The 23,929-nt window shown below is 61.3% G+C and carries 20 protein-coding genes and 1 pseudogene; 9 read left to right on the forward strand and 12 right to left on the reverse strand.

Going from position 1 to position 23,929, the window contains the following annotated elements; genetic code table 11:
* Positions 1–22: 22 nt before the first annotated feature.
* The 3 genes from AX768_RS02710 to AX768_RS02720 are packed head-to-tail and all read right to left on the reverse strand — an operon-like array spanning position 23 to position 2,610.
* Positions 23–805: a metal ABC transporter permease gene (locus AX768_RS02710; RefSeq protein WP_062000721.1), complete on the reverse strand. Its 783-nt coding sequence runs from the start codon at positions 803–805 to the stop codon at positions 23–25.
* The gene (locus AX768_RS02715; protein ID WP_061998678.1) at positions 798–1,685 is read right to left on the reverse strand and encodes an ABC transporter ATP-binding protein; all 888 of its coding nucleotides are present in this window, start codon (positions 1,683–1,685) and stop codon (positions 798–800) included. Before AX768_RS02715 ends, AX768_RS02710 begins: the two co-directional genes overlap by 8 nt.
* 28 nt (positions 1,686–1,713) lie before the next feature.
* Complete coding sequence (locus AX768_RS02720) at positions 1,714–2,610, reverse strand: metal ABC transporter solute-binding protein (RefSeq protein ID WP_061998679.1); 897 nt, start codon at positions 2,608–2,610, stop codon at positions 1,714–1,716.
* Positions 2,611–2,962: 352 nt separating this feature from the next.
* Here AX768_RS02720 and AX768_RS02725 point away from each other — a divergent pair, with 352 nt between their 5' ends.
* The 6 genes and pseudogenes from AX768_RS02725 (at position 2,963) to AX768_RS02750 (ending at position 9,129) form a co-directional block, all read left to right on the forward strand.
* The gene (locus AX768_RS02725; protein WP_062000722.1) at positions 2,963–3,736 is read left to right on the forward strand and encodes an L-iditol 2-dehydrogenase; all 774 of its coding nucleotides are present in this window, start codon (positions 2,963–2,965) and stop codon (positions 3,734–3,736) included.
* Positions 3,737–3,924: 188 nt separating this feature from the next.
* A complete protein-coding gene (locus AX768_RS02730) occupies positions 3,925–5,268 on the forward strand; it encodes an ABC transporter substrate-binding protein (RefSeq protein ID WP_061998680.1) in 1,344 nt (447 codons plus the stop codon).
* Positions 5,269–5,467: 199 nt separating this feature from the next.
* A pseudogene (locus AX768_RS02735) lies at positions 5,468–6,331 on the forward strand (carbohydrate ABC transporter permease); the annotation flags it as partial.
* Complete coding sequence (locus tag AX768_RS02740; protein WP_061998682.1) at positions 6,328–7,176, forward strand: carbohydrate ABC transporter permease; 849 nt, start codon at positions 6,328–6,330, stop codon at positions 7,174–7,176. The pseudogene AX768_RS02735 and the gene AX768_RS02740, both read left to right, overlap by 4 nt.
* A gap of 53 nt (positions 7,177–7,229) precedes the next feature.
* Positions 7,230–7,958, forward strand: a complete 729-nt coding sequence (locus AX768_RS02745) for an HAD family hydrolase (RefSeq protein WP_062000723.1) — start codon at positions 7,230–7,232, stop codon at positions 7,956–7,958.
* 49 nt (positions 7,959–8,007) lie between these two features.
* Positions 8,008–9,129: an ABC transporter ATP-binding protein gene (locus AX768_RS02750; RefSeq protein ID WP_061998683.1), complete on the forward strand. Its 1,122-nt coding sequence runs from the start codon at positions 8,008–8,010 to the stop codon at positions 9,127–9,129.
* Positions 9,130–9,196: 67 nt separating this feature from the next.
* Here AX768_RS02750 and AX768_RS02755 read toward each other — a convergent pair whose 3' ends face one another.
* From AX768_RS02755 to dalD, 3 genes are all read right to left on the reverse strand, one after another.
* Complete coding sequence (locus tag AX768_RS02755) at positions 9,197–10,144, reverse strand: sugar-binding transcriptional regulator (RefSeq protein ID WP_061998684.1); 948 nt, start codon at positions 10,142–10,144, stop codon at positions 9,197–9,199.
* Between the two features lie 130 nt (positions 10,145–10,274).
* Positions 10,275–11,756 (reverse strand): xylulokinase, encoded by a 1,482-nt coding sequence (xylB, locus tag AX768_RS02760; protein WP_061998685.1) that lies wholly within the window; start codon positions 11,754–11,756, stop codon positions 10,275–10,277.
* A gap of 116 nt (positions 11,757–11,872) precedes the next feature.
* A complete protein-coding gene (gene dalD, locus AX768_RS02765) occupies positions 11,873–13,264 on the reverse strand; it encodes a D-arabinitol 4-dehydrogenase (RefSeq protein ID WP_061998686.1) in 1,392 nt (463 codons plus the stop codon).
* A 134-nt stretch (positions 13,265–13,398) separates the two neighbouring features.
* Between dalD and AX768_RS02770 the strand changes: the two genes are divergently transcribed.
* Complete coding sequence (locus AX768_RS02770) at positions 13,399–13,608, forward strand: hypothetical protein (protein ID WP_061998687.1); 210 nt, start codon at positions 13,399–13,401, stop codon at positions 13,606–13,608.
* Between the two features lie 46 nt (positions 13,609–13,654).
* Here AX768_RS02770 and AX768_RS02775 read toward each other — a convergent pair whose 3' ends face one another.
* Positions 13,655–14,497, reverse strand: coding sequence for an EAL domain-containing protein (locus tag AX768_RS02775; protein WP_061998688.1), 843 nt, complete (start codon positions 14,495–14,497; stop codon positions 13,655–13,657).
* A 189-nt stretch (positions 14,498–14,686) separates the two neighbouring features.
* Between AX768_RS02775 and hmgA the strand changes: the two genes are divergently transcribed.
* A complete protein-coding gene (gene hmgA, locus AX768_RS02780; RefSeq protein WP_062000724.1) occupies positions 14,687–16,030 on the forward strand; it encodes a homogentisate 1,2-dioxygenase in 1,344 nt (447 codons plus the stop codon).
* A gap of 10 nt (positions 16,031–16,040) precedes the next feature.
* Here hmgA and AX768_RS02785 read toward each other — a convergent pair whose 3' ends face one another.
* Complete coding sequence (locus AX768_RS02785) at positions 16,041–17,213, reverse strand: MFS transporter (protein ID WP_061998689.1); 1,173 nt, start codon at positions 17,211–17,213, stop codon at positions 16,041–16,043.
* A gap of 193 nt (positions 17,214–17,406) precedes the next feature.
* On the opposite strand from AX768_RS02785, the gene AX768_RS02790 reads away from it, so the two are divergent.
* Complete coding sequence (locus AX768_RS02790; RefSeq protein ID WP_061998690.1) at positions 17,407–17,847, forward strand: hypothetical protein; 441 nt, start codon at positions 17,407–17,409, stop codon at positions 17,845–17,847.
* On the opposite strand, the gene pdeM is transcribed toward AX768_RS02790, so the two are convergent.
* The 4 genes from pdeM to AX768_RS02810 are packed head-to-tail and all read right to left on the reverse strand — an operon-like array spanning position 17,841 to position 23,822.
* Positions 17,841–18,536 (reverse strand): ligase-associated DNA damage response endonuclease PdeM, encoded by a 696-nt coding sequence (gene pdeM, locus AX768_RS02795; RefSeq protein ID WP_061998691.1) that lies wholly within the window; start codon positions 18,534–18,536, stop codon positions 17,841–17,843. The two genes, AX768_RS02790 and pdeM, sit on opposite strands and share 7 nt — an antisense overlap.
* Positions 18,533–21,112, reverse strand: a complete 2,580-nt coding sequence (locus AX768_RS02800; RefSeq protein WP_061998692.1) for a ligase-associated DNA damage response DEXH box helicase — start codon at positions 21,110–21,112, stop codon at positions 18,533–18,535. Before AX768_RS02800 ends, pdeM begins: the two co-directional genes overlap by 4 nt.
* Positions 21,109–22,767 carry an ATP-dependent DNA ligase gene (locus AX768_RS02805; RefSeq protein ID WP_061998693.1) on the reverse strand — a complete coding sequence of 553 codons (1,659 nt, stop codon included), beginning with the start codon at positions 22,765–22,767 and terminating at the stop codon, positions 21,109–21,111. Before AX768_RS02805 ends, AX768_RS02800 begins: the two co-directional genes overlap by 4 nt.
* Positions 22,764–23,822, reverse strand: a complete 1,059-nt coding sequence (locus AX768_RS02810; protein ID WP_061998694.1) for a ligase-associated DNA damage response exonuclease — start codon at positions 23,820–23,822, stop codon at positions 22,764–22,766. Before AX768_RS02810 ends, AX768_RS02805 begins: the two co-directional genes overlap by 4 nt.
* Positions 23,823–23,929 lie beyond the last annotated feature (107 nt).

Genomic DNA, 23,929 nt, shown 5'->3' on the forward strand with positions numbered 1-23,929 from the left:
TCGTTCTCGCAGTGATTGCGATCTACTTTCGACCCAACAAACTCACCCCGTAAACCCCTGCGGACAGCATCGTGATCCAGAAGCTCGTTGGCCAGTCGGTGTAATACGCCAGCGTCAGCCCGACCCACGCCTGTCCCAGCGCGAAAACGGCCGCGAGCATCACGCCGGTCGACAACCGCGTCGCCACGTTTTGCGCTGCCGCTGCCGGTCCGACCATCAGTGCGAACACGAGCAACACGCCGACGATCTGCGTCGATGCCGCCACTGCCAGCGCCGTGATCGCGAGGAACAGCACGGACACGAGCCGCAGCGATACCCCTTTGGCCTCAGCCAGCTCCGGCTGCAGCGACGCGAACAACAACGGCCGCATGATCACGGCCAACGCGCCGAGACTGACCACGGCAAGTCCAACCAGCACCAGAAGCGTTTCGTGACTCACGCCAAGCACGTTGCCAAAAAGCAGCGCGGTTGCCTGGCTTGCATACGCGGTGAAGAAGTGCAGGAACAGCAACCCGAATCCCAGCGATAAAGACAGGATCACGCCGATGGCGACATCACGTCCCGTGAGCTTTTCGCCCAGCGCGCCCATGCCGACGCCCGCAACGAGCGTGAAGCCGATCATGCCCCAGAGCGGCGACACGCCCACGAGCACCGCGCCGGTCGCGCCCGTGAAACCCACGTGCGACAAGGCGTGGCCCGCGAACGTCTGACCGCGCAGCACCAGAAAGTACCCGACAATGCCCGCCAGTATCGCGACGATTCCCGACGCCGCAAAGGCGTTGCGCATGAACTCGTATTCAAACATCGTGGGAATGCGTTCCGGAGTGGTGATGACCATGGTCATGGTCGTGAGAATGCGAATGACCGTCGGGGCCGTCTTCGTGGGCGTGATCGAGCTTGTCGACTTCCACGTCGCCGGCCATGACGAAGATGCGGCCGTTCACGCGCATCACGTCGATCGGCGATCCATAAAGCTGCGAGAGAACCGGCTTGGTAATGACTTCATCGATCGTGCCGAGCGCCGCGCGGCCATTGCCGAGATACAGCACGCGGTCAATGGAGTTCAGCAGCGGATTGAGTTCGTGCGCCGAGAACAGCACGGTAATCCCCAGCTCGCGCTGCACGCGCCGCACGAGATCGACAACGCCGGTCTGGTGACGCGGATCAAGACTGATCAGCGGTTCATCGAGGAGAAGGAGTTTCGGGTCGCCGAGCAGGCATTGCGCGAGCAGCAAGCGCTGACGTTCGCCGCCAGACAACTCGGACAAAGGACGCGCGGCGAGCGCGCGGCCATCGACGAGATCGAGCACGCGATCCACGTCGGCTTGTGCCGCGGCACTTGCACGTGGCAAACCCCAGCGGTGACCGTCGGCGGCCATCGCGACAAAATCGCGGCCACGCACGCGCCGTCCGGCAAGACCGCTGCGTATCTGCGGCATATAACCAATCGATGCATTGCCGCGCACCACCGCCGCGCCGTTCACGCGGATCGCGCCTTGGGACAAGGGCAGGAGCCCGAGCATCGCGCGCATGAGCGTGGTCTTCCCGGCGCCATTCGGCCCCAGCACGCCGATAAACTCACCCGCCGCGACGCTGAAGCTCGCGTCGTTCAGGATCGGCCGGCCGCCGAGTTCAAGCGTGACGTGCTCGACGGTTAGCGCCCCCGCTTTTGTCGATGCCGTCATCAAGACGCATCCTCGAACGTCCAAACACTCATCTCGTCTTTCCCTGCAACGCAGCCGACAACGCGTCGAGCTGCGAGGTCATCCATGTCTGGAAGGTCTTGCCGGCGGGCAGCGTCTCGGTGACGCTGATGCTCGGCACGTGTGAATCGTGAGCTACTTTCAGCATGCGCTTGGTCAACGCTTCCGTTGCCTGACTGTTATAGATCAGCACGTGCACCTGACGATCACGCAAATCCTTTTCGAACGCGGCGATATCCGAGGCGCTCGGTTCCGTATCGTTCATGGCGGCAAGCTGGAAGCGGGCATTGCGCATATCGAGGCAGATCGCATCGGACATATAGCCGAACACAGGTTCCGTCGCCGTCACGGGCACGCCCTTGAACTGGCTTTTGAGCGCGGCGACACGCGTGTCGATGGGTTTCAACGACGTCAGGAACGTATCCAGTCGCGCATCGTAATCAGCCTTGTGCGCCGGGTCTGCCTGGACCAGATACGCGCTTACCGCTTTTGCGACGGTCGGCATGGTGGCCGGGTCATACCAAAGGTGGGGATTATCGCCGGATTTCTTGCCCGTCAGTTGAGCCGCGACGATTGTCGTGCGTCCTTTTCCCTTCGATGCCCCAAGCAGCTTGTCCATCCACGGATCGTAGTCGGCGCCGTTATACACGACAAGCGCCGCATTCTGCAACGCGCGGGCGGTCTTCGGGCTGGCTTCGAAGAGATGCGGATCTTCGTCGGGGTTGCTCAGGATGCTGGTCACCTGGACGTGATTGCCGCCGAGTTGCTGCACCACGTCGCCGTAGAAATTCTCGGCCGCGACCACCGCGACTGTCCCGTTGGCCGTGGTTTGCGCCACGGCTATCCCGCCGAAGCTTGCAGAGAAAAGGGCAGTGCAGGTCAATAAAGCAGCGACAAGTTTGCTCATGGCGTTTCCTGGGATGGGTTTGTAAGGACGAGGAGCCCAGATCAAAGGCGACGTCCGAATTGACCGCGACGATATAACGTATCACTCGATCATGCACCTTCGGACGTATGACCAAAGCATGTCGAGCACGCTTTCGGGTGTATCGACGCGTCCCGCAAAGCCACGCCGGTTGGGGTTTTCCCGCAGTTTTAGGTGCCTTTCCGCGTCGCAGCATCGAAACATCACAACGTGCCTTGACACCGCCTCACGCGTCACCGATCATTCGACCACGCAGAGAGCAATTGATCACGCGACGAGCGTTCGCTCACTGTTCGAGCGAACAAAGCGGTCAAAAGACGAACCGGAGACAACCGTGAAATTGCAGGACAAGGTAGCTATCGTGACGGGTGCGGCCAGCGGTATCGGCGAAGCGGTCACCAAACGATTCCTGGACGAAGGCGCAAAGGTCGTCGTCGTAGATCTGAAAGATGAAGCCGAACTGGCGCAGCGTTTTGCGGATTACGCGGGCAACGTACTGGCAGTCAAAGCCGACGTCACCAGGCGCGAGGATCTGGAGCGCATTGTCTCTTCTACCGTCGACAAGTTCGGCGGCATCGACATCCTGTACAACAACGCGGCGCTCTTCGACATGCGCCCGATCCTCGACGAATCCTGGGATATCTTCGATCGTCTTTTCGCGGTGAACGTGAAAGGCATGTTCTTCCTGATGCAGCTCGTCGCGCAGCAAATGGTCAAGCAAGGCCGTGGCGGCAAGATCGTCAACATGTCGTCGCAAGCGGGTCGCCGCGGCGAGGCGCTAGTTTCCCACTATTGCGCAACCAAGGCCGCCGTGATCAGCTACACGCAATCGGCAGCACTCGGTCTCGCGCAGCATGGCATCAACGTGAACAGCATTGCGCCGGGCGTGGTCGATACGCCGATGTGGGAAACCGTCGATGCGCTTTTCGCAAAATATGAAAACCGTCCGCTCGGCGAGAAGAAGCGCCTGGTCGGCGAAGCGGTACCGCTGGGGCGCATGGGCCTGCCGAACGATCTGACGGGCGCGGCCTTGTTCCTGGTATCGGCGGACTCGGATTACATCACCGCGCAGACGCTGAATGTGGATGGCGGCAACTGGATGAGCTGAACCTGTGGGCGGCGATGGCATTGAAAGCCGCATTGAAAGCCGCATTGAAAGCCGCCCGCAACGAATTCACGTTTCACGAGTACCAGAAAGTACGTAGTAGCCCGTATCAATCCGATCAGCCGATGATCGACGCGTCATGCAAGCCCGCAGCACGAGCGCCGTGCTAACGATAAAGGAGACGAAACAACATGAAACGCGCCACATTCACTCTTAAAAACCTGCCGATGCGCTCATTCGCGTGCGCCGCATTCGCTGCAGCCGCGCTTGTGCCGGTTGCCTCGAAGGCCGCGACCGTGACCATCGCGACACTCAACAACCCGGACATGATCGAGTTGAAGAAGCTGTCGCCGGCGTTCGAAAAAGCCAATCCGGATATCCAGTTGAAGTGGGTCATCCTGGAAGAAAACGTACTGCGTCAGCGTGCCACCACCGACATCACCACGAACAGCGGCCAGTTCGACGTGATGGCGATCGGTACGTACGAAGCGCCGCAATGGGGCAAGCGCGGCTGGCTCGTGCCAATGACGAATCTCCCGGCTGACTACGATCTCGACGACGTGGTGAAGACCGCACGCGATGGCCTCTCGTATAACGGCCAGTTGTACGCACTGCCGTTCTATGTCGAAAGCTCGATGACGTATTACCGCAAGGACCTGTTCGAAGCGGCCGGCCTGAAGATGCCGGATCAGCCGACCTACGACCAGATCAAGCAATTCGCCGACAAGCTCACCGACAAAGCCAAGGGCCAGTACGGCATCTGCTTGCGCGGCAAGGCGGGCTGGGGCGAGAACATGGCGTTCGTATCGACGCTCGTGAATACGTACGGCGGCCGCTGGTTCGACGAGAACTGGAAGGCGCAGCTCGACACGCCGGAATGGCACAAGGCGATCACGTTCTACGCCGACTTGCTGAAGAACGACGGTCCTCCGGGAGCCAGCTCGAACGGTTTCAACGAGAACCTGACGCTGATGTCATCGGGCAAGTGCGCAATGTGGATCGATGCCACGGTTGCAGCCGGCATGCTCTACAACAAGTCGCAATCGCAAGTCGCGGACAAGATCGGCTTTGCTGCAGCGCCGGTTGCCGTGACGCCGAAGGGCTCGCACTGGTTGTGGTCGTGGTCGCTGGCCATTCCGAAGACGTCGAAGTCGCAAGACGCCGCGAAGAAGTTCGCGACGTGGGCGACATCGAAGGAATACATCCAGTTGGCCGCGAAAGATGAAGGCTGGGCATCGGTTCCTCCGGGCACGCGCAAGTCGACCTACGCCAATCCTGAGTACAAGAAGGCTGCGCCGTTTGGCGACTTCGTGCTGAGCGCAATTGAATCGGCTAACCCGAACGATTCTTCGATGAAGAAGATTCCGTACACCGGCGTTCAGTTCGTCGGCATTCCGGAGTTCCAGTCGTTCGGAACGGTGGTCGGCCAGTCGATTGCAGGCGTGGTCGCAGGACAAACCACTGTCGATGCAGCATTGAAAGCAGGCAACGCGACCGCGGACCGTGCGGTGAAGCAAGCCGGTTATCAAAAGTAATCCGAAGTAAGTTCTCTGGCAGTCGAGGCCCACACTCCTGGCGCCTAATGTAGTACAGCAGGCCGCGCCGCTCTTTCATCAAGAGCCCACGCGCGCGGCCTGCGCTTCATCGAGAGGTGACACGACCATGAGTCAACTTAATCCCCCCATATCGAATACGTACGCGGAGTCCGCGGCGGAGCGCGACAAGAAACGCGCGAAGTCGGTGCGCTGGCTGATCACGCCGTCGACTGCCGTATTGTTCTTGTGGATGGCCATCCCGCTTGCGATGACCATCTGGTATTCGTTTTCGAAATACAACTTGCTGAACCCGGACGTAAAGGGCTTCGCTGGCCTCGATAATTACGAGTTCCTCGCGACCGACCCGGCCTTCGGTCCGTCGATTGTCCATACGCTGGTGCTGATCGGTTCCGTGCTTGCGATTACCGTGATCGGCGGCGTGCTGCTCGCGGTGTTGTTCGATCGGAAGTTCATCGGGCAGGGCATTGCGCGATTGCTGGTGATTGCCCCGTTCTTCGTCATGCCGACGGTCAGCGCGCTGATCTGGAAGAACATGATCCTGCACCCGGTCTACGGACTGGTCGCTTCAGCAATGCGATCGATGGGGATGCAGCCGATCGACTGGTTCGGCGAGTATCCACTTTTTGCGGTGATCATGATTGTCGCGTGGCAATGGCTGCCGTTCGCGTTCCTGATTCTCTTCACGGCGATCCAGTCGCTCGACCAGGAGCAAAAGGAAGCGGCGCGGATCGACGGTGCGGGCGCTTTCTCGATGTTCTTCTACATCACGCTGCCGCACCTGAAGCGCGCGATTGCCGTGGTCGTGATGATGGAAACCATTTTCCTGCTGTCGATCTTCGCCGAAATCTATACGACAACCGGCGGCGGTCCCGGCACAGCGACGACCAACCTGTCATACCTGATCTACTCGCTTGGCTTGCAGCAATTCGACGTGGGCCTGGCATCGGCGGGCGGCATTCTGGCGGTCGTGCTGGCGAATATCGTGGCGTTCTTCCTCGTGCGGATGCTCTCGAAGAACCTGAAAGGGGAGTACGAATCATGAGCCATCCCGTAACCGCAACAACGTCCGCGCCGTTTCTCGATACGCTCAAGCGCAGCGTGCTTGGCGTGATTGCCTGGCTGTTCGCGCTGCTGCTGTTCTTCCCGATCTTCTGGATGACCATCACGGCATTCAAGACCGAGCAGCAGGCGTATTCGTCGTCGCTCTTTTTCACGCCGACACTCGACAGTTTTCGCGAGGTCTTCGCACGCAGCAACTACTTTGCGTTCGCGTGGAATTCCATCCTGATCTCGGTCGGCGTCACGGTGATCTGCTTGTTGTTCGCCGTGCCGTGCGCCTATGCAATGGCGTTCTTCCCGACGAAGAAAACGCAGAAGGTTCTGCTGTGGATGCTGTCGACGAAGATGATGCCGTCGGTCGGCGTGCTGGTGCCGATCTACTTGCTGTGGAAGAACACCGGCATGCTCGACACCGTGTGGGGCTTGATCATCGTTTATACGCTGATCAATTTGCCGATCGCCGTATGGATGTCGTACACGTACTTCAACGAGATCCCGCGCGACATTCTGGAAGCAGGCCGTATAGATGGCGCGGCGACGTGGCAGGAAATCGTCTATCTGCTCATGCCCATGTCTTTGCCGGGACTCGCGTCCACGGGTCTGCTGCTCGTGATCCTGTCGTGGAACGAGGCATTCTGGAGCATCAACTTGTCGAGCTCGAACGCGGCGCCGCTGACAGTGTTCATCGCTTCGTATTCAAGTCCTGAAGGGTTGTTCTGGGCCAAGCTTTCGGCGGCGTCGTTGCTGGCGGTTGCGCCAATTCTGATCGTTGGCTGGCTGTCGCAGAAACAGCTCGTGCGCGGACTGACCTTCGGCGCAGTGAAGTAGCGCAGTGACGTCGTACATGTAGCACTTTAGAGGCCGATCCAGTGAACTTGAACTTGTCCCAAGCCGGCGCAGCGGGTGCATCCAGTGCAGCCGCTGCGCACGACGATCACCTGCTGATCTGCGATTGCGACGGCGTGCTGATCGACAGCGAAGCCATCGCGGGCCGCATGCTCGTGCAGGAGATCGAGACGCTCTGGCCCGGCGTGGACGCTGAACCGATCGTCACGCCGCTGCTCGGGCTGCGCATTGAAACGGTCCTCAGGCGGGCGGCTGAAACGCTTGGGCAGACGCTCGATGCCGCGCAGATCGATGCAATCCGTGCGGTGGTGGAAGCGTCGGCGGTAGAAGCACCGGCGGTCGATGGCATTGATTCAGCGCTCGGCCGCATCTCGCTGCGAAAGGCCTGCGCGAGCAACAGTTTTACTTCGTATGTGGAAGCCGTGTTGAGCCGCACGGGCCTCGTACGCTATTTCGGCGAGCGTCTTTTTTGCGCCGACACGGTCGCGAATCCGAAGCCCGCGCCCGACGTGTATCTGGCGGCTGCACGCACCTTGCGTGTCGCGCCCGGGCGTTGCGTGGTGGTGGAAGACAGCGTGACCGGCGTGACGGCGGCGTCAGCGGCGGGTATGACGGTTCTGGGTTTCGTGGGCGGCGGTCATGCAAGTGAAGGACAAATCGATGCGCTGAAACGTGCTGGCGCAAGTGTCGTGTTCGACGAGATGGGGCAGCTCCCCGCGCTTGTCGAACAGTGGCTGCAAAACGCAAGCTTTGAACTGCCTTGAGCCTTGTGCTCGCAGAAAACAAAGCGAAGTTAAAGACGGAGACTCCATCATGGCAAGCCTTAATCTGCGCAACATCAACAAGCGCTACGAAGAAACCGAAGTCATTCGCAGCGTGAACCTCGATATCGCCGACGGTGAGTTCGTCGTGTTCGTGGGCCCGAGTGGTTGCGGCAAGTCCACGTTGATGCGGATGATCGCCGGACTCGAAGACATCAGCGGCGGCGACCTGACCATCGACGGCGTGCGTGTGAACGACGTGCCGCCCGCCAAGCGCGGCATTGCGATGGTGTTCCAGTCGTACGCGCTGTATCCGCACATGACGCTCTACGACAACATGGCGTTTGGTCTCAAGCTTGCGGGCACCAAGAAGCCGGAAATCGATGCCGCGGTCAAGCAAGCGGCGAAGATCCTGCACATCGATCATTTGCTCGATAGGAAACCGAAGCAGCTGTCGGGTGGTCAGCGTCAGCGCGTGGCGATCGGCCGGGCTATCACGCGCAAGCCGAAGGTGTTCCTCTTCGATGAACCGCTTTCCAACCTCGACGCCGCATTGCGCGTGAAGATGCGCCTGGAATTCGCGCGCCTGCACGACGAGTTGAAGACCACGATGATCTACGTGACGCACGATCAGGTCGAAGCCATGACGCTCGCGGACAAGATCGTGGTGCTGTCGGCGGGGAATGTGGAGCAGGTCGGTACGCCCAATCAGCTTTATCACGCGCCGCAGAACAAGTTCGTGGCGGGTTTTATCGGTTCGCCGAAGATGAATTTCTTCAATGGCGAAGTCACGCAAGTGCTTAGCGATGCCGTGCTCGTCAAGTATGAAACAGGCGAGACGCAACGCGCCGCAGTTGAGCCGGGCAGCGTCAAGGTCGGCGATTTGGTAACGGTCGGGATTCGTGCCGAGCATCTCCATGCGGGCACAGCGGCGACTGTGGAGCACGGGGTATCGGCGAAGACGATGGCCGTCGAGTCGCTCGGCGATGCCGCTTATCTCTACGCGGAGTCATCGGTGGCGCCGGAGGGGATCATCGCCCGGATTCCGCCGCTCGAGCGTCATTCGCGAGGCGAAGTGCTGAAGCTTGGCGCAATGCCAGAGCATTGCCATTTGTTCAATGCCGAGGGCATTGCGTATCAACGGAAGATCGTCGAGGTGTTGTCGGCGGCTTGATGGTTGGACGAGCTCACGCGAAAACGCCCGGACATGTCCGGGCGTTTGTTCGTTCACGGCGCGTAAATCAGGCTTCTAGAGCAGCCTGCGCGCACAACTCATCCGTCACCAACCCCGACAGCCATTTTCCCTTCAACGCAGCGATAACCGCTGCCCGCTTTCTGATCCCGCCCGCAAAGCCGATGGTCGGGCGCTTCGGCGGCGTATCGAGCGGCAAGCTCGTCACGCGCTCGCCGGTTGTCGATTTGACCATGACGCCTTCCGCATCGATGGGCAAGCCAAGCAGCTCGGCCACGGCGCCGCCTTCCATCATCTCTTCGACTTCAGCGGTGGTAATAAACCCGTCCTCATGCAGCGGGCAATTGATCCCCATGTTGCCGATGCCGACGAACGCCACATCGGCATTCTCGGACAACGCATCCACGATCCTGTACAAGCGGTGATTGACCCATTGCGCGCGCTCGGCGCGGCTGTCGGCCATCAACGGAGCGGGCAGCATGAAGTGCTTGCCGCCGGTCTTCTCGGACAAGTGCTGTGCAACGTCGTACCGGTTCGATGAACCGTCCTGGGCGATCGCCCCGACCATGGAGACCAACCTGTGCTGCGGCCGCTCCAGTTGCCCGATTTGCGCGACGACGGCCTTGAGTGTCCGGCCGCTGCTGATCGAGATGACGAGCGGTTTTTCGTCGGTGAGATAACGCTCCATGACTTGCGCGCCCGCCACCGCCAGCTTGCGGTCCACTTGCTCGGGTGAATCGCCGTCAATAGGCACGACTTCGCACATCGACAAGCCGTATCGCTTCGATAACTGCGCCGCCAGCGACAAACAATCCGCCACGCGATGATCCACGCGCACGCGAATCAGGTTCTTTTCGACGGCGAATGCAACGAGGCGCTGCGCGACTGGACGCGAGATCTGCAGCTTCTCCGCGATTTCGTTCTGCGTGTTTCCCGCGACGTAATAGAGCCACGCGGCGCGAGTGGCGAGATCGAGTTTTTCGTTGGACTTGGGCACGGGAGCTCGATGTCAGGTCGTTTATATCGAATGCAAATGTAGATCGCGCGCCCGAGGAGGCGCGCGGATTTATCGATATTGTGCACGCTCGGCGCGAAAGGTTTTGTTGGAAACCTTCCGCACCGGATCTTCAGGCGAGTCGTGGGCGCGCCGGATCGAACAACGGCTTCACGTGCTGATACAACTCGCGAAATCCTTTCAGCCGCTGGCGCAGGATTGCATGACGTTCCGGGTTTGGAATGAATTCGTCCTTCACCGGCGGTTTCGCCAGAACGACGGCCGGGTCGCCGCCTGCCGCGAGCCAGCCGAGACGCGCTGCGCCCAACGCCGCGCCCGTCTCGCCGCCGCCGTGCGTGCGAGTGCGGGTGTTGAGGGCATCGGCCAATAACTGGCCCCAGTACTTGCTGCGCGCACCGCCGCCCAAGAGCGACAACGCGTGTACTTCCGTGCCGGCGGCCTGCAAGGCGTCGAGGCCATCGGTCAGCGCCAGCGTCACGCCTTCGAGCACCGCGTAGCCGAGCAGCGCGCGATCGGTTGCGTGCGTCATGCCGAAGAACACGCCCTGTGCATAAGGGTCATTGTGCGGCGTGCGTTCGCCGCTGAGATACGGCAGGAACAGCGGCGCGATCTCGAGCGCAGCCGGATCGAGCGCTTCGATTTCGGCGAGCAGCGTGGGTTCGTCGGTGGAGGTCAGTTTGCAGACCCAGCGCAAGCAACTCGCCGCCGACAACACCACGCTCATCTGATGCCATCTGTCCGGAATGGCGTGGCAAAACGCGTGTACGGCGGACGCAGGATTCGGCCTGAAGCGGTCGCCCACCACGCACAGCACGCCCGATGTTCCGAGCGACAGGAAACCATCGCCCGGTTCTGTCGCGCCGATACCCACTGCGCTCGCCGCGTTATCGCCACCGCCTGCTGCGACGATCACGCCATCGCGCAGGCCGAGCTCGCGTGCAAGCTCCGGCAACAACGTACCTGACGGTTCGCTGCCTTCGGCAAGCGCCGGCATCTGCGCGCGCGTCATGCTGCATGCGGCGAGCAGTTCGTCGGACCAGTCGCGGCGGGCGACATCGAGCCACAACGTGCCCGCTGCATCCGATGGATCGGACACTTTCGTGCCCGTCAAATGCAGGCGCAGATAATCTTTTGGCAACAACACGCAAGCCGTCCGATTGAAGATATCCGGCTCGTTATGTTTCACCCAAAGCAGTTTGGGCGCGGTGAAGCCGGGCATCGCGAGATTGCCGGCAATGCGATGCAACTCCGTCGCGGTTTGCGTGAGTTCGTCGCATTCCTTGTCACTGCGCATGTCGTTCCAGAGAATCGCCGGACGCAGCACGCGATCTTCGGAATCGAGCAGCACCGCGCCGTGCATCTGTCCCGACAAACCGATACCGCGAATCTGCGCGAACTCTTGCGGGAATTTGTCGCGCAAGGCGAAGAGTGCAGCGCGCGTGCCCTCCCACCAGTCGAGCGGATTCTGCTCCGACCAGCGGGGTTTCGGACGCGATACGGTGAACGGCGTACCCGCCGTGCCGATGACGCTGCCATCGCTTGCAAGCAGCAGGACTTTTACTTCGGAGGTGCCGAGATCGATGCCTAAATACATGGACGAACCCTTGATGAAGGCTTGAAGCGGAGAAAACCGGAGGCGCTAATGTAGCGCCGCTGCCGGCGTTACGCCATTGGCATAACACCGGACGGCGGTCACGAGATGTGGGAGGCTCAGCCGCGCTTGGCGAGCCAGGCATCGACGCGGCCAAGCGCTGCGCGCAGCACGCGTTCGAGATCGGCGCTTTGCGCGAGGCTGCCCCAAAGCAGCTTGTCCGCGACGAAAGCCTTCACCGGATCGGCGGCTTCGAAGAAAGCATGCGCGGTCGCCGCGTCCATCACGCCGTCCTGATACGCGTACGGCAGCTTGCCTTCGTGCCAGCGTTCGAGGAAACGGAAGAACAGCGCGGGAAGCATGGCGGTCGCGTCCGGATCGGTCTTGCGCGCGAAACATTCACGCAACGTCGGCGCGATAAAACCCGGGATCTTCGAAAAGCCGTCGGCGGCTACGCGCTGGTTCGTGTCCTGGATATACGGATTGACGAAGCGGTCCAGCACGACATCGCGATATTTCGCCAGGTCGATGGGGCTCGGCGACAGGCTCGGAATCACGTCCTGGGTGACGTAGTCATCGGCGATTGCGCGGATTTCCGGGTCCTGCGTGCCTTCGTGAATGTATTGATAACCAACGAGCGTCCCCGCCCACGCAATGCAGCTGTGCGTGGCGTTGAGGATGCGGATCTTGGCTTCCTCGTAGGGATGCACCGAGTCGACCATTTCCGCGCCGACCTTTTCCCATGCAGGACGACCGGCAATGAACGCGTCCTCGATCACCCACTGGATGAACGCTTCGCCCATGACCGGGGCTTTGTCGTCAAAACCTGTTGCGGCCAGCACGCGCTCGCGGACATCGGGCGTGGGACGCGGCGTGATGCGATCGACCATCGCGTTCGGGCATGAGGTGTTTGCGATCATCCAGTCGCGCAGCGCAGTTTCGCCGCGCAATTGCAGGAATTCGAGCATGCCGGCCTTGAACCGGTCACCGTTGCTGCGCAGGTTGTCGCAGTTCTGCAGCGTCACCTTGCCGGCGTTCTGCTTCATGCGGGCATCGAGAATTGCGGCGAGCGCGCCGTAGATGGTCGTGCGCGCGCCTTTCAGGTCGGCCGCGAGATCGGGATTTGCGCGGTCGAGCTTGTGGTGTTCATCGAGGTAATAACCGCCTTCGGTTACCGTGAACGATACGATCTTGCACTCCGGCGCCGCGCCCGCCGCGATCAGCGCGTCGAGGTCCGCGGCCCACGGCACGACCTTTTTGATCGAGCGGATGGTTTCGTACTTGCGTTCGCCCTGCGGCGTGACGGTTTCCAGGGTGTAGGTGCCGTCTTGTGCGGCAAGCGCCTCGAGTACGGCGTTCATGTCGCCGCGAATGTTGCCGACGGTCAGCGACCATTGTGTATCGCCCGATTCAATCAGCTTGTGCAGATACCACGCCTGATGCGCACGATGAAAAGAGCCTGCGCCGATGTGCAGGATCACATCGGCGGTTGTTGGGTTTGCGGACGTCATGGTGTCTTCCTCTGATCTGGATGCGCCGCGGGGCATGCCCGGCGCGGTGCTATGTCTCTTGCCGCGGCGTGTTCCGGCGGGTTTGGCTTCCACCGGTTTGCGTTGCCACGATCATTTGCTCGTTCTGTGAGCGAATGATCGTATTCGATTGGATGAAAGTCAAGGCGCTCTGCAGCATTCAAGAGCGCGGATTCGTTGCTGCTCTGCACAATTTATTTGGGTTTCCGCCGGTCGTGCATTGCCTTGGCGCAGGTTGGGCGATGCAAACCGAGTTTGGCATCAGCCATCGATGGGATGCAGAACAGGTTGTACGGTGGTTAAAGCGTTGCGTGCCGGGCGCGTGAAAAAGATCTGATCGGCAGCGGAATCACCGAGCGGCGAATCCTCGAATTACTTGCTTGAGCGCGAACGGCCCAATACGTCGATGTCATGCGCTTCAAACGCAGGTCCCTGCACAAAATTCACATCGAACTGTTGTAGCGCATCGAACTGCGCCTCATCCAACACGTTGCTGAAGATCAGCGGGATCTTCAACCGGTGCGCATACCCGACCAACGGCTTGACCACCGAATCCCGCAACGCGGCGCCGGCATCCATCTTGATGAAATCAAGCCGCGCCATATCCGACACCGCCATGATCTGCCCCGCGTTCGCCAGGTTCCCCGCAACCTTGAAACCGTACTTCTGATAGCTCTTGACCAGATACCCAAGGAACGTCCGGTGCGCGACCGCCGCCGACGGCAATTCAATCACGATCCTCGCCGGATTCAACCCGAACTCGATCAGCACAGAAGAAAAGTGCTTCCCATGGTCGTACTTCACGCTCTTCAGCAAGCGCTCGTGAACCCGCAAGAACAACAACCCGGGCCGCTGCGCGCCAAAAAAATTGAACGCATGCAACGCACGCGAAAGACGGTCGAGCGCAACGAGCCGAGGGTCGTCGTCGAGTTGCGCAAAAGGATCGAACGGCGCGCCGTCTGCGGTGAGTGTCAATGCCTGGAAACCGAGTTCATCGCCGAAACGCTCCGCGCTCTCAACCGATGCCGTCAGCGATTGCGGCAAGCCCCGCGTGCTGACATCGAAGATGGGCTCGTAGGCGCTTGCGAGTGCAAAGCTCTCGTAAAAGGCAATGGCCGATTCCGCACGCGCCCCTTCGCCCATGACAATGCGCGCGCCCGGAAACGGATAGTCCGAGGCGCGCGAGACGAGTTGCTGGACGGTCGGTGCAATCATTCAGGCGAAGTTCTCGAGCAATGTAGCGTCGATGGTAGCAGTGCCACGCATGCGGCTTTGCACAAAATCCACATATCGATATGCATCGGCATCAATCTGCTGCTTCATGCTTAGGGTTAACAATAGTTTTACGTATCGTAATTGGTTTTACCATGCGTAATCGAACGTATGTCGCTTGAGGATCAGTCCATGAACCCAGAATCGCCCGGTGCTTTCACGAGCCATACCGATGCCAGCCGGCTATACCAGTCAGGCTTCGCCGCCGACTTCGCGACCGAGGCGCTGCCCGGCGCGTTGCCGCTCGGACGTAATTCGCCGCAGCGCGTGAGCTACGGCTTGTACGCTGAGCAGCTTTCCGGCACGGCATTTACCGCGCCGCGCGGACATAACCGGCGGTCGTGGTTGTATCGGATCAGGCCGGCGGCGGTGCATCAGCCGTTCACGCAAGTCGAAGCCTGCAACAAACTCGTGGCGAACTTCGCCGACGTGCCGCCGACGCCGCCCAATCAGCTTCGATGGGACCCGTTGCCCATGCCTGATGTGCCGGCGGATTTCATCGATGGCTGGGTGACGATGGCCGGCAACGGCGCCGCCGAATCCATGCAAGGCTGCGCGATCCATCTGTACGCAGCGAATCAATCGATGCAGGACCGGTTCTTTTATAACGCCGACGGCGAACTGCTGATCGTGCCGCAGGAAGGGCGCTTGTCGATCGCGACAGAACTCGGCCGTCTAGATATTGAACCGTTCGAAATCGCCGTCATTCCTCGCGGCGTGCGCTTTTCCGTCTCACTGCCCGATAACGCCGCACGCGGGTATATCTGCGAAAACTTCGGCGCGTTGTTGCGCTTGCCGGACCTGGGTCCCATCGGCTCGAATGGTCTTGCGAACCCGCGCGACTTTCTCACGCCGCGTGCAGCGTATGAAGATCGCGAGGGCGCGTTCGAACTCGTGGCGAAGATGAACGGCGTGTTGTGGCGAGCGGACATTGGCCATTCGCCGCTCGATGTAGTCGCGTGGCACGGCAACTACGCGCCGTACAAATACGATTTGCGTCAGTTCAATACCATCGGCTCGATCAGCTTCGACCATCCCGATCCATCGATCTTTCTGGTGCTGCAATCGCAGACCGATACGCCGGGCGTCGATGCCATCGACTTCGTGATTTTTCCGCCGCGCTGGCTGGCAAGCGAGAACACATTCAGGCCGCCGTGGTTCCACCGGAACGTGGCGAGCGAATTCATGGGTTTAGTCCACGGCGTGTACGACGCAAAGTCCGAAGGGTTCATGCCGGGTGGATCGAGCCTGCATAACTGCATGTCGGGACATGGTCCGGATGCGGGTACTTTCGAGAAGGCGTCGAACGCCGATACATCGAAGCCTGTGAAAGTTGGCGACACAATGGCGTTCATGTTCGAAACGCGCACGCTGATCAAGCCGACGCGCTTCGCGCTCGAAACCGCGCAATTGCAGGCGCATTACTACGAATGCTGGCAGGGGCTCACCAAGCATTTCAACCCTGAGAAGCGGTAAGCCTCTCTGCTCAAACCGCCTGTCCGATACCCATGCGTCGCGCGCGTTTATCGAGCGTCGCCGAGAGCAACGTGAGGCCGAACGCGCAGCAAGCCATCAGTACGCCGACCCACGGAAGCGTGCTGAGCGACGCGCCGGCGCCAATCGCCATGCCGCCGAGCCACGCGCCTGTTGCGTTGCCGAGATTGAACGCGCCCTGATTCAGGGTGGATGCAAGATTGGGTGCATCGCTTGCACGATTCACGATCAGCATCTGCAACGGCGGCACGATTCCAAACGCGAGCACGCCCCAGGTGAAGATGGTGATCATCGCGGGGATAGCGGCGTGCATGGTCGCGGCGAAGATCGCTTGCACGACGATGATCAGAATCAGGAACGTCAGCAGCGAGCGCAACAGCTTCCAGTCGGCAAGCCTGCCCCCAAGCGTGCTGCCGACCGTCAGCCCAAGCCCGAACAACAAGAGCACGAACGTGACCGCGTGCGGTGAAAAACCGGTGACGTCTTCGAGGATCGGCGTGATGTAGGTGAAGACGGAAAAGAGGCTCGCCGATGCCAGCACGCTGATGCCCAGCACCATCAGCACTTGCGGGTTTTTAAGCACCTTGAATTCGCGCAGGATGCTGGATTCACGCATCTCGATGTGCTTTGGCAAGCAGACCCACAACGCACCGGCCGCAGCCAGGCCGATCAACGTGACGACCCAGAACGTGGCCCGCCATCCGGCCGCCTGACCGAGCGCGGTCCCATGCGGTACGCCGAGCACGTTTGCAAGCGTGAGGCCGGTGAACATCAACGCAATGGCTTGCGCGCGGCGGTTCGGCGCGACGAGATCCGCCGCCACGACCGAGCCGATGCCGAAGAACGCGCCGTGGCAGAACGCCGTCGCCACGCGCGCGGCCATCAGCACCCAGTATCCCGGCGCAACGGCGCACAGCATGTTGCCGATGATGAACACGCCCATCAGGACCATCAGCGCTTTTTTGCGCGGCATCTTCGCGGTGACGATGGCGAGGATCGGTGCGCCGATGGTCACGCCCAGCGCATAGCCGGACACGAGCATGCCCGCTGCGGGTATCGATACACCGAGATCGCGCGCGACGTTGGGCAACAAGCCCATGATGACAAATTCAGTCGTGCCGATGCCAAACGCGGCGATAGCAAGGGCGAGAAGGGGCAGAGGCATGGAGTGCGCGGAGGTCGGGCGGCGGAAGGGTACAAATTGTACCGAACGTTTCCCGGTTGATCGGTGAAAACCCTGAGATTTCGCGCGTTGATTCGACGAGCTGGACTATTCAGCTTTTCCCGGGCGTGCGGGAGTTGCTTTTCGCTATCGACGGGTCTAGGTTGCGGGGTGTCGTTTTCAACAAGGACGTGCGATGCCCGTACTGCGGATCTTTTTTTCGTTGCTGCTTGCCATGCTCTCGACGCCCGGCGCGTTCGCGCAAGACGCGGATTCAGGCGCCGGACCCATCCGCACCGTAGCCGGAAGCGTGACCTTCGTTCAACAGGGAAATGGCATCGACGCGCAGCTCGACGGCACGACGTTCGACCGTTTGAGCGCGCGCCGTATCGTGCGTCATGTCGAGCCGTCGGGTGCGCGAATGATCGTCGAGGCTTCCGATGGCGGTGCGCCCGAACTCCTTCTCTACGACTTCACGAAACGCCCGCCGGCAGTCGAGCGCATCGGACGGCGCATGAAGCTGACGGGCGTGTTCTGGCAGCACGACGAAGTCGTGCTCAAGAGCGCCGAAGGCTGGTACAGGTTCCAGCGCGGGACGCTGACGAAGCTGACGTCATCGAAGACGGTTTATCACTGAGCTTGAGGAGCTTGAGGAGCTTGAGACTGGGGACGTACTGCCATCACGCGTTCGCCTGCGACCACGAAGATGCGTTCGTTGCGGGCGTTTTCATTGACCTCGTAACCGCCCGTGAACGCGCCGAACGCGGGCAGGACGCCGGCATCGGCGGCAAAGCGAAAGCACGGCAAACGCACGCTGTCGCGCCGGGTCGCCACGCGATAAACCGGGTGCTCATGCCCGGCGAGCGCAAATGCGCCCGCCACGCGCTGCGGGTAATGACACAAAGCCCACGGCCCCAGCCGATACGGCTCGTCGACCACCTCCATGCCCAGCGCCTCAGGCGGTCCGCCGGCATGACGATCGTGATTGCCTTCCACCAAGATGAGTCGCAAACCGGCATGCCGCGAACGCCACTCGGTGAGCGCGCGTAGCGTCGCTGCCGCATGCGATTCCCTCGCGTGCAGCAGATCGCCCAGGAAGACGACGCAAACCGGTCGATGCATTGAAATCAACACGTCGAGACGGCCAAGCGTTTCCGCGGTCGATCCTTCCGGCACCGGAATTCCGCGCGCGCGAAACACGGCGTCCTTGCCGAAATGCGCATCGGCGACAAACAACGTCTTGCACACCGGATCGAATGCCGCGCGTGCCGCCGACAACACCAGCGCATGCCCGCCAACGTCCACCGTCAATGCTTCGATCATCATGCACGCGCCGCCTTTTCCAGGTCGGCGAGCATGCGCGCGACGCGATCCGAGAGCTTTTCGGTACTCACTTTCTCGCGAAGCCGCGCGATGATCAGCGGGAATGCAAACGGCGTCGGCTTCTTCGGATGCGTGAGCGCGAGGCGGCTCGTGCTCATGCTCTGAAGCGCGGCGCGCATACGTTCAAGTTCGAGCTCCTGCAACATCACTTCTTCCTCGGCCTGCGCGAGCAGCAGGTTGTCGCTGTCGTGCTGGCGAAAAACTTCATAGAACAATCCACTCGATGCCTGCAATTGTCGCGCGCTTTTCTGCTGCCCGGGATGACCCTGGAAGATCAGTCCGGATACGCGCGCAATCTCGCGAAAACGGCGCGCCGCGAGCTCGGACGAATTGAGGCTTGCAAGAATGTCGTGTTCGAGATTATCGGGCGAAAAGAGGCCTTCCTGAATCAGCGTTTCCCAGTCGAATGGTCGCGCCGAGAGCAACTCGAAGCCGTAGTCGTTCATCGATATGGAGAAAGTGCTCGGCTGATCGCGAGCGACGCGCCAGCCGATCAGCGACCCAAGGCCGATGTGCGCCATGCGTCCCGCGAACGGATAACAAAACAGATGGTGCCCTTCGCGCGAACGGATCATTTCGACCAGCAGCACGCCCGGCTCCGGCAACGCGGACCACTTCGCCTGCAATTCGAGCAGCGGGCGCACGGCCAGCATTTCGGGTTCATCGTAGACGCCGTTGACGGCCCGCGCGAGCATCATCAGTGTAGCTTCGGCAAGTTCGGACGAAAGCGGCATGCGGCTGCCGGCCCATTGCGGCATCGCGCCGCGCGATGACGTCGCGCGCTTCACATACGCGGTCATGTCGCGCACGCGGATCAGTTCCAGCGCGCGTCCGCCGAAGGTGAAGACATCGCCGGGTTTCAGGCGCGAGATGAACGACTCTTCCATCGACCCGATCCGGCCGCCCGTCATGTACGCCACGTTGATGGTCGCGTTCGCGACGATCGTGCCGACATTGTTCCGGTGGCGCCGGACCAGGTCCTCACGCGGCACGCGATACACGCCGTCGGCATCGGGCGTCACGCGATGAAAGTCCGGGTACGCCGCGAGCGATGCGCCACCGCGCTCCACGAAGGCCAGCGCCCAATTGAATTCCTGCTGCGTGAGGTCGCGATACGCGTAGGTCGTGCGGACTTCGTCGAAGAGATCCGGCGCGTTGAAGCCCCCGCCAATCGCAATCGTCACCAGATGCTGCACGAGGACATCGAGCGGCTTGTAGGGCATCTCACGGCCTTCTATGTGCCGTTCTTCAACCGCCCATCGCGCGGCGGCGGCTTCCACGAGTTCGAGCGCGTGTGTCGGAACGATGGTCACACGCGATGCGCGCCCCGGCGAATGTCCCGAGCGTCCCGCGCGCTGCATCAAACGTGCGACGCCCTTCGGCGAGCCGATCTGGAACACCCGGTCGACCGGCAGGAAGTCGACGCCGAGATCCAGGCTCGATGTACACACCACCGCTTTGAGCTGGCCGTTCTTCAGGCCCAGCTCGACCCATTCGCGGACTTCCTTGTCGAGCGAACCGTGATGCAGCGCGATCAGACCGGCCCAATCGGGCCGCAGGTCCAGCAGCGCCCTATACCAGATCTCCGACTGCGAGCGCGTGTTGGTGAAGACGAGCGAACTGCGCGCTTGATCGATTTCAGCGGCAACGGGTTCGACCTGCCTCACACCCAGATGACCGCCCCAGGGAAAGCGTTCGATGGTGTCAGGTATGAGCGTATCGACGATCAGCGTTTTCGGCTGCGCGCCGCGCACCGCAACGCGCGGCGTTTTCACGGGCGCGAGCAACGCGTCCTTCGCCAGTTCGAGATTGCCGAGCGTCGCCGATAACCCCCAGACCTGCAGCCCGGGCCGCCAGCGCGTGAGGCGTGCGATCGCAAGTTGCGTCTGCGTGCCGCGCTTGTTGCCGAGCAGCTCGTGCCATTCATCGACGACGACCAGCCGCACATGCTTCATTTCGTCGATGGCGTTTGCGCGCGTGAGCATCAGCGTGAGGCTCTCGGGCGTGGTCACAAGCGTTGATGGCATGCGTTTGTTCTGGCGTGCGCGTTCGGCGGATTGCGTATCGCCGGTGCGCAAGCCGATGCTCCAGGGCACCGCGAGTTCGGTCACCGCGGTTTGCAGTGCGCGGGCGGTATCGGCGGCGAGGGCGCGCATCGGCGTGATCCATAACACGGTCAATGGCGCCGGAGCCCTTTGCTCACGTGCATACGCGGCCAATGCGCCGAGCCACACGGCCCAGGTTTTCCCCGCGCCCGTCGTTGCATGAAGAAGGCCGCTCGAACCGCTCTCGATTGCCTTCCACACTTCACGTTGGAACGGAAACGGCTGCCATGCATTGCGTTCGAACCACGCGGCGAGGCGTGTATCGAAAGGCGTGGTTTCAGCGTCCTGGTCGATCGCCACAGGCATGGGCTGGAACAACTCGGCCAGGGCGTCCGCCTTCGCCTGCGTCGCGCGCGTTTTCGGCACCCGGCGTGGACGCGGCGAACGGCGTCTGGAATCAGTGGGCGTGCTCATTGGCCGGCTCCATCAAGAAAACCTTTGAGCATGGTGAGTGTATCGGCGTCGTCGATCTGCTTGTCCGTGCGCCACCGCAACATGCGCGGGAACCTCACCGCAATGCCCGATTTATGGCGCGGACTCGCTTGAATGCCTTCGAAGCCGATCTCGAATACGAGCGTCGGCGTGACGCTCCTCACAGGTCCGAATTTTTCGATGGTCGTCTTGCGCACGATCGCATCGACCTTGCGCATTTCTTCATCGGTGAGACCCGAATAGGCTTTTGAAAAGGGGACGAGCGTGCGCACGCCGTCGGCTTCGTCCCACACGGCGAACGTAAAGTCCGTGTACAGGCTCGCGCGCCTGCCATGACCGCGTTGCGCGTAGAGAAGAACGGCATCGATCGCATACGGCTCGACCTTCCATTTCCACCACGTCCCCGACGCCTTCGTGCGGCCGACGCCGTACATCGAATCGCGGCCTTTCAGCATCAGGCCTTCCACGCCGCGCCCGCGGCTTTCCTCGCGCAACGTGGCGAGCGCGGTCCAGTCGCCGGCGTTCACCAGGGGTGATACGCGCAGCAGATCCACCGCAAGTTCATTGGCCAGCGCATCGAGTTGCGTCCGCCGTTCAGTGAGCGGCGTCAGACGCAGGTCGCGACCATCGGCTTCGAGCAGGTCGTACGCAAGAAAGGTGGCGGGCGAGTTGGCCAGCACTTTCTTCGATAATGTCTTGCGCGTGATCCGCGGTTGCAGCCGCGCAAACGGCAACGGCGCATCGGCGCCCGGTTCCCACGCGAGAATTTCGCCATCGATCACGGTGCCATCGGCGAGCGCTTCGCCCAATGCAGCGATCTCGGGGAAGCGGTCGGTGATGAGATCTTCGCCGCGCGACCAGAGCCACACGCGGCCGCCGCGCTTCACGAGTTGTGCGCGAATCCCGTCCCACTTCCATTCGATAACCCAGTCCGCCGGCGTGCCAAGCGTTGCAGGATCGGCTTGCAACGGATGCGCGAGAAAGAAAGGATAGGGCAGGCCGATATCGCTTTCGTGAGGCGCTGCGGTTTCATCGTCGGACGATGTTTCGGGCGCGATCAGCCGGAGATAGCGCGCCGCATCCGGCGCCTGGCGGGAGTCGGTCCAGCCGACCATGCGTTGCGCAATGCGTTTGTGATCGACGCCCGCGACTTCCGCGAGGGCCCGCACGACGAGCTGACGCGCGACGCCGACACGAAACCCGCCGCCAATCAGCTTGGTCAGCAGGAAACGCTCGCTCCCGTCGAGTTCGTCCCAATAACTGAGCAGGCGCGTGCGAAGTTCGTCGGGTTCCAGGCCGCGCAAGGTCAGCACGCGGCCTTCGATCCATTGCGCCAAGCCGAGCTCGGACGTGCGTTGCGCCGGCGGCAAGATATGCGCGATGGTTTCGGCGAGATCGCCAACGGCCTGATACGACTCTTCGAACAGCCATTCGGGCAGGCGGGCACGCTCGCGGGCGAACTCGGTGAGAAGGCGTGTAGGAACAGATTGGCGCGGCTTGCCGCCGCTCAGGAAATACGACGCCCAGGCGGCGTCCTCGGGTTCTGCCGCAGAGAAGTACGCGATCAGTGCTTCGAGTTTTTCTTTCGTCGATGTCGTGCCGTCGAGCGCGGTGTATAACGCGGCGAAGCGCTTCATTGGGACGCTGCCTCGGGTTCGGCGCTACCAGCGGCTTCGGCTGCGTCCGCTTCGATTGCGTCGTCGCCGTATTCGGTCGTGAACGCACCGGCTTCGAGTCCTTGTTCACGCAGCCACCGCACCATCGGTTCGATCTGGCCGTGCGTGACGATCACACGTTCCGCGCCCGTCGCACCGATAGCCTCCTGCAACCCCGGCCAGTCCGCATGATCGGACAGCACGAAACCGCGATCCAGGCCGCGCCTGCGCCGCGTGCCCCGCAGGCGCATCCAGCCGGAAGCGAACGCGTCGCTGTAGTCGCCAAAGCGCCGCATCCACGTGCTGCCTTGTGCCGACGGCGGCGCGACGACCAGCGCGCCCTTGAACACACCCTTGTCCTTGGCGGCAACATCACTGACAAGACGTGTTTCCGGCAAGGCCACGCCCGCTGCCCGGTAAGCCCGGTTCAGCGGTTCCACGGCGCCATGACAAAAGATGGGACCGATACCTGCATCGATTCCGGCAAGAACCCGCTGCGCCTTGCCAAACGAATAGCAGAACAGTACGGACGCGCGTCCCTCTGCCGCGTTATGCCGCCACCACGAATCGATACCGCCAAAAGTAACGTGCGACGGGTCCCATCGATAAATCGGCAAACCAAAAGTGGATTCAGTGATGAACGTGTCGCAGCGCACGGGTTCGAACGGTGTGCAAGTCGGGTCCGGGTCGACCTTGTAGTCGCCGGAAGCCACCCACACACGGCCGCCATGTTCGACACGGACTTGCGCCGAGCCCAGCACGTGGCCGGCGGGATGCAGTGAGACGGAGACGCCGTTAATGACAAGACGCTCCCCGTACGGAACACCTTGTAATTCGATACCCGGCAGGCGCGATAGCAATACACCAACGCCCGCTTCTGCCGCAAGATAGCGCGCATGTCCGAAACGGGCGTGATCCGCATGGGCATGCGTGATGATTGCCCGATCGACCGGGCGCCACGGATCGATAAAGAAGTCGCCCGGCGGGCAATAAAGACCTTCCGGCCTCGCGACAATCAGATCTTTGAATGCGTCCAACCCGCCACCCGCTTGGAAAAGGGAGAAGTTGACCGGAAGTGGTCAACGTGGGCTTAATGGAAGCAAATCGTGTGCCTATTAAAACTCAGGCATTTACTATCGATTCA

The organism is Burkholderia sp. PAMC 28687, from assembly GCF_001577465.1.
Taxonomy (GTDB): Bacteria; Pseudomonadota; Gammaproteobacteria; order Burkholderiales; family Burkholderiaceae; genus Caballeronia.